At 42.2% G+C, this 7,072-nt stretch carries 5 protein-coding genes; all 5 read right to left on the reverse strand.

Annotation, left to right across the window (positions count from 1 at the left end):
• Positions 1-268 precede the first annotated feature (268 nt).
• The 5 genes from gatB to aspS are packed head-to-tail and all read right to left on the reverse strand — an operon-like array spanning position 269 to position 6,062.
• Positions 269-1,702: an Asp-tRNA(Asn)/Glu-tRNA(Gln) amidotransferase subunit GatB gene (gene gatB / locus NCY30_RS14490; protein WP_022414987.1), complete on the reverse strand. Its 1,434-nt coding sequence runs from the start codon at positions 1,700-1,702 to the stop codon at positions 269-271.
• 2 nt (positions 1,703-1,704) lie between these two features.
• Complete coding sequence (gene gatA / locus NCY30_RS14495; RefSeq protein WP_161159107.1) at positions 1,705-3,174, reverse strand: Asp-tRNA(Asn)/Glu-tRNA(Gln) amidotransferase subunit GatA; 1,470 nt, start codon at positions 3,172-3,174, stop codon at positions 1,705-1,707.
• A gap of 13 nt (positions 3,175-3,187) precedes the next feature.
• Positions 3,188-3,481 (reverse strand): Asp-tRNA(Asn)/Glu-tRNA(Gln) amidotransferase subunit GatC, encoded by a 294-nt coding sequence (gatC, locus tag NCY30_RS14500; protein WP_006428030.1) that lies wholly within the window; start codon positions 3,479-3,481, stop codon positions 3,188-3,190.
• 58 nt (positions 3,482-3,539) lie between these two features.
• Positions 3,540-4,667, reverse strand: a complete 1,128-nt coding sequence (locus tag NCY30_RS14505) for a hypothetical protein (RefSeq protein WP_250818853.1) — start codon at positions 4,665-4,667, stop codon at positions 3,540-3,542.
• A gap of 60 nt (positions 4,668-4,727) precedes the next feature.
• Positions 4,728-6,062 carry an aspartate--tRNA(Asn) ligase gene (aspS, locus tag NCY30_RS14510; RefSeq protein ID WP_250818854.1) on the reverse strand — a complete coding sequence of 445 codons (1,335 nt, stop codon included), beginning with the start codon at positions 6,060-6,062 and terminating at the stop codon, positions 4,728-4,730.
• Positions 6,063-7,072: the final 1,010 nt, after the last annotated feature.

Genomic DNA, 7,072 nt, shown 5'->3' on the forward strand with positions numbered 1-7,072 from the left:
TATCATTGGCCAAGCACGACATGAGAAAGACTTGGTGCTCTGTTTGTCGCGTATATGGAGTGATGTTTAGAAAAACTTAGGGTGTTCAAATCTCCGTTAAAGGCATGGAACGAATTGTTTGAGCGAAACGAGTTATGAGTGGAATGCCTTTGCTTTTAGGAGATTTGGACATCCTTAGATTTTCTTACATCACGGAATCTTAGTAGCAAACAGAGCACCAAGTTTTTCTCATGGACTGAGAGGCCGCGATAATTAATTAAATAAAAAATTACTTCAACATCTCCCGCAATTTCTGATTCACCATTCCAGGATTTGCCTTTCCTTTCATGGCTTTCATAGTCTGTCCGACCAATGCGCCGAGTGCTTTTTCTTTGCCGCCTTTGTAATCGGCAATGGCTTTTGGATTCTTCGCAATGACTTCTTTTAACACTTCTTCCAGTGCGCCTTCATCATTGACTGTCTTTAATCCGTGTTCTTCTACATAACTTTCCGGATCTACATCTTTTTCAAATACCTGTTCGAATACTTCTTTGGCAACGGAACTGTTGATGGTTCCTGCTTCTGTAAGCCCGATCAGTTTTGCAAGATTTGCCGGTGAGAAGCTGATATCTTCCGGTTCCATGCCGTGTTCTTTTAACAGACGCATGGTTTCTACCATCAGCCAGTTGGATACTTTCTTCGGTTTTCCACAAATTGCTGTTGTCTCTTCAAAGATATCCGCCATATGCTTGGACTCTGTGAGAATTTCTGCATCGTACTGTGGAATATCGAACTCTTTCTTATAACGTTCCAGTTTTTCATCACGGAATTCCGGCTGTTTTGCTTTGATCTTTTCAATCCACTCATCGTCGATCACGATCGGTACAAGATCCGGTTCCGGGAAATAACGATAATCCTGAGCATCTTCTTTGGAACGCATTGCGTGAGATGATTCTTTATTGTCATCCCATCTTCTGGTCTCCTGGATAACAGCTTTTCCTTCTTCGATAAGTTCGATCTGACGCTCTCTTTCTCCTTCAATGGCTCTTGCGATTGCCTTGAATGAGTTCAGGTTCTTCATCTCTGTTCTGGTTCCGAATTCCTGTGTGCCGACTTCTCTTACCGATAAGTTCACGTCCGCTCTCATCGAACCTTCCTGAAGCTTGCAGTCTGATGCTCCCAGATACTGGATGATCGTTCTTAATTTTTCCAGATAAGCGATAACTTCTTCTGATGAACGCATATCCGGCTCGGATACGATCTCTACAAGCGGCACACCACTTCGGTTAAAATCTACCAGAGATGTATCATCCCATTCATCATGAACCAGCTTTCCGGCATCTTCTTCCATATGCATCTCATGGATGCGGACTTTCTTCTTTGTATCACCAACTGTGATCTCTACATAGCCATTTCTTGCGATTGGCTGATAGAGCTGTGAGATCTGGTAGTTCTGCGGGTTGTCCGGATAAAAATAGTTCTTACGGTCGAATTTGCACACTCTTGTGATATCACAATGTGTTGCAAGGCCGATTCCCATTGCATATTCTACAACTTGTTTATTTAATACCGGAAGTGATCCAGGCATACCGGTACAAACCGGGCATGTATGTGTATTCGGTGCTCCTCCGAATGCCGTGCTGCATCCGCAGAAGATTTTTGTCTTTGTTGCAAGTTCTACATGGACCTCAAGTCCAATGACTGTCTCATACTGTTTTGCCATGACTATCTGTCCTCCTTTGCAAGTTCTGGTGCTTCATATGCCTTCGTCTGTTCAAATGTATATGCGGTCTGAATGATTTTGTTTTCTTCGAAACAATTTCCGATCAACTGCATACCTACCGGAAGTCCTTTGGAATCCTTTCCTACCGGGATTGTGATTCCCGGAAGTCCTGCCAGGTTGACGGAAATCGTGTAAATATCTCCCAGATACATCTTGATCGGATCACTTAAGCTCTTCCCAAGTTCCGGTGCCGTTGTCGGAGCCGCCGGAGCCACGATCACATCATATTTTTCAAATGCTTTATCAAATGCTTTCTTAATTAAGGCTTTTGTTTTCAGTGCTTTCAGATAGTATGCGTCATAATATCCGGAGCTCAGAACGAATGAACCAAGCATGATTCTTCTCTTTACTTCCGGTCCAAAACCTTCGGAACGGGATTTCTTATACATATTATGAAGTCCTTCGTATTCCTCGGTACGATAGCCGTATTTTACGCCATCGAATCTGGCAAGGTTGGAGCTTGCCTCAGCTGATGCAATGACATAATATGCAGGAATCGCATATTTTACAAGGCTTAAGTCGAATTCTTCTACAACTGCGCCTTTTTCTTCCAGAACCTTTACTGCCCGAAGAATATTTTCTTTTACCTCAGCATCCAGACCATTTCCGAAATAATCTTTCGGAATACCGATTCTCATGCCCTTCACATCATCTACCAGTGCAGATGTAAAATCATAACTGTCACGTCTGATTGATGTGCTGTCTTTCGGATCATAAGATGCAATCGTCTCCAGAATTGTTGCACAGTCTGTCACATCCTTTGCAACAGGTCCGATCTGATCCAGGGAAGAACCATAAGCGATCAGTCCGTAACGGGATACTGTTCCATATGTTGGTTTGATTCCGACTACGCCGCAGAAAGAACTTGGCTGACGGATGGACCCGCCTGTGTCAGATCCAAGTGCATATGGTGCTTCTTCTGCTGCCACCGCTGCACAGCTTCCCCCGGAAGATCCTCCCGGAACATGCTCTAAGTTCCATGGGTTCTTTGTCGGTCCGAAATATGAAGTCTCTGTCGTACTTCCCATGGCAAATTCATCCATGTTCGTCTTTCCTAAGATAACTGCTCCTGCTGCTTCCAGATTCTTAACTGCCTCTGCGGTAAACATCGGTTGGAAGTTGCCGAGAATCTTCGAACTGCAGGTTGTGAGCATTCCTTGCGTACACATGTTATCTTTGATTGCTACCGGCACACCTGCCAGTGGCCCTGTCAGTTTTCCGTCATCAATTAATTTCTGTACTTCTTCTGCGCGTTTTAATGCGCCCTCTTTATCCAGCGTCACAAAACTATTTACATCTTTTTCTACTTTTTCAATCTGTGCAATGGAGGCTTTCACGGCTTCCACAACAGATATTTCTTTTGCTTTGATCTTCTTTCCAAGCTCTACTGCTGTAAGACTTGTAATATCCATAACCGTTTTCCTCCTATCCGATTGTCTTTGGTACTTTGAAGCTCTGGTCTTTTTCCAACGGTGCATTCGCCAGTGTCTCCGCACTGCCGTCTCCATTTGTCACGACATCTTCCCGGAATACATTCTTCACCGGAAATACATGTGACATTGGCTCGATTCCATCCGTATCCAGTTCATTTAAAGTATCTATATAATCTAACATTTTTTCCATATCTGCTTTGGCATCTTCTTTTTCCTGACCGGATAATTCCAGTTTTGCAAGAATACCAACGTATTCTATGGTCTCATCTGATATTTTGTTTGCCATCTTTCTGCTCCTTCTTTCCTGATGTTATCAATTCCCCTATACTTTATATTCAGTAAACTTATCTGTTATAAAAGCCATAATAATCTGTTGATGCAATCTGTTCTGACGGTGTAAGCCTTATTTTCAAGTCTTCTGACACTTCCATTGTTGCATTTTCCGGAATTACCAGATAATGGAATGTCTCTCCGTCTATTCCATCTTCCGACAGACACTGGCTCCATGAATTTATTTCTTCCTGTTCGTCCGAATAAATGATTACATCCACATTTCCAGCCCCTGATACACGGCTGAGATCATATATTCCCGGTTCGAGATCTCTTCCAGCCGTCAACGTTTTCTGACCTTTGATATCCACTGATTCTGTGAGCGGATTACTCTGTCCGGCCGTTTCCATTGCCTCTACATCCTGTGCATTATCGGTATGCAGTTTTACTGTTGTCCTACAATTTAATGTAAGATGCGCTCCTCTATAAAGACGGATATCCTTAATCTTGTCTTTCTTGCCCTCAGTATATTCATACAGATAGATGCTGTTCTCAGGATCATCGATCTGCACGGTGTCATAGTCATCTTGCGGTGTCACTGTATAGATTCCCTCCGGGATCTCCACACCTGCCACATAATTGCCGGAAGCAAGTTCATAGTCTGCACTTTCTCCTTCTTTCGGGATTTCCCGAGTCACATACTGATAATGATCATAGTCTGTTTCATCCGTATCATTTGTCTTTTGATCTCCCGTATCCTGAAATACACCTTGAACTGCATCTCCAACTGCATATTCTATATCGTACTTATGTTCCTCATAGAGATTACCCAAAACTGCAATCACGATAATTGCCAAAATCACTATTTTCAATGGTCTTCTCCGGTTTGTAATATCCGGAGTCTGCACATGCTTTCTCCGTTTTTTCCCGGTCATATCAGACTCATTCATACGGTAGCCTTGTTTTCCGTAATCTCTTTTTTTATGATTTGTCTCTTTGTGATTTATTTCCCTATGATCTGCTTTCCTGTCCGGTCTGTGTTTTTCTTTCTCCCCATGTACATGTGTAAGCGGCATTCCGTCACAATCACTCCGGTTGATCCGGTAATTCTTATCCGACTTGCTGTTATCAAGCCCACATTCCGTACAGATTCCTCTACTGTTTAACTTTCCTCCGCATAAACTACATCTTTTTCCAAACATATGATTTCCCTCTCATGATATGTTATCACCGGTATCATATCTATTATACCTTACTCCCCGCTATGGTTCCAGTCTGCTTAAATCTCTTGGGAATAATGTAGTCTCTCTTACGTTGTCTTCTCCTAACAACTGCATCGTCAGACGTTCCAGTCCGATTCCAAGACCTCCGTGCGGCGGCATTCCGTGCTTAAATGTCGCAAGATACTGTTCCATTCCTTCTTCTGTCATTCCCCTTGCCGCAATCTTGTCTGTCAGCATCTTATAGTCATGAATACGCTGTCCGCCGGTCGTAATCTCCAGTCCTCTGAACAACAGGTCAAAGCTTAATGTATATCTTGGATCTTTCGGATCATCCATAGCATAGAATGGACGCTTCTTGGATGGATAATGTGTAACAAATACAAAATCACTTCCCCACTCTTCTTTCGCATAACGTCCGATCAGTATTTCTTCCTCCGGTTCAAGGTCGAATGGGTTTCTCATCTTATGGTTATATTTTTCTGCGACGATCTCTTTGATGTCTGCGAATTTTACTGCCGGAATCTGACTGACATCCGGAAGTTCTACCCCAAGAACTTTCAATTCTCTGTCATATTCTTTTTTCAGCAGTTCCATTGCATACTGAAGAAATCCTGTTTCCATTGCCATGATATCTTCAAATCCATCAATATAGCCCATCTCAAAATCAAGACTTGTATACTCGTTCAGATGACGCTTTGTGTTATGCTTTTCCGCTCTGAATACCGGTGCTGTCTCGAACACTCTGTCAAATACACCGACCATCATCTGTTTATAGAACTGTGGGCTCTGTGCCAGTACAGCCGGTCTGTGGAAATATTCCAATTTGAAAATATTGGCTCCGCCTTCTGCACCTTTTGCCCCGATCTTCGGTGTATGGATCTCTGTAAACTCCTGACTGTACAGGAAATCTCTGAATGCTCTTGTAAGTCCTTCCTGAATTCTGAATTTCGCACGTTCCCGGATATTTCTAAGAGAAATGGAACGGTAGTTTAATTTTGCTTCCAGAGATGTATTCAATTTCCATTTGGAAATTGCAAGCGGCATCATCTCGTCTTCCGGCTCACTTAAGATTTTTACGCTCTCCATACGGATTTCAATTCCATTTGGTGCTTTTTCATTCTCTTCTACGACGCCTTCTACTTCGACTGTTGCTGCTTCTTTGATGTCTTTCAGTTCGAAATCAGCACTGCCTTCTTCATAGACACACTGAAGCAGACCTTCTCTTTTTCTTAAGATCACAAATGCAACAGTTCCCATGTCACGGATCGTATGCACTGCTCCGTTGACTTTTACCTTTGCTCCTGCTTCTGCCTGTTCCAGTAATTCACTGATTTCTTTTGTCTCTTTTGGCTTTACACCTGTTAAATACTCCATGTTCTTTTCCTCCTTTTCTTCCCGGGACGAATAACGGTTATAAACATAAAAATCCGCCCTGGAATACATACTTGTATCCCGGGACGGATATCATCATCGTTATCCGCGGTACCACCCGCATTGAATCTCAAAGCTGTATAGTGCTTTCTAAGATTCCTCTTTTCGTGCGTAACGTGCAGTCTACGTACCAACCTACTTTTCATTCAGCTTTACCATATTTACTTGTTCAGCTGGTCTGCTCCAGAGTGTTCCCTATTGTCCTCATTCCCCAAGCAGTGCTCTCAGTCGGTGACACCACATTCCTGTCAGGTTCCAGAGTCCAGAGTCTCTTTCATCGCTTTACTATACTAAAATTTGTTTTAAATGTTAGCACATGTTTTTTCAGATTGCAAGAGGGTATTCTGAATTTTATGTAAAATGTCTTCCTGGCTTTTCATTTATGACTTGTTATGGTATTATTTACTAAATTTAATGTAACTATAGTTTAGTCTTTCTATGTGGGGAGGAACTATTATGACCGAAAAACAAAAGTACTATTTGTGGTTTGCTCTTATTGTCTCCATCTGTATGACTATACTGATGGAGATATTTCAACTGTACACCTTGCCGGTACTCGGCATATTGGAGCTTTTCATGCTCGTGAATGTATGCATGATCACAGTGAATTTATTTATTCGTAAATGCGTAAATCATGTCGAAACATTGATTGTTACGGGATGTTTTTTTCTGTTTCTGCTTGCGCGAAATACATTTATGCTTTTGTTTTCTATTGGCATTCCGCATTCACAATAATCCTTATCTATTGTTTCCTTCAAGTCTCGTGACTGGCTGCGGATGTTAATAAATGAAATGCCCGGAAGTCTACCCCGGTGGAGGCCACTACGGTTACGCATTTGCCATTTAGTACCATAAAAGTGTAGTTGTTAGAGAGGAATTAACTCTAACATCTACACTTATTTTATTATAATAAGGGAAGTAGTTGGTATGACATATTGCCATTAGGATTTTCA

It is taken from the genome of Dorea sp. MB18-49, from assembly GCF_023669465.1.
GTDB lineage: Bacteria > Bacillota > Clostridia > Lachnospirales > Lachnospiraceae > Dorea_A > Dorea_A longicatena.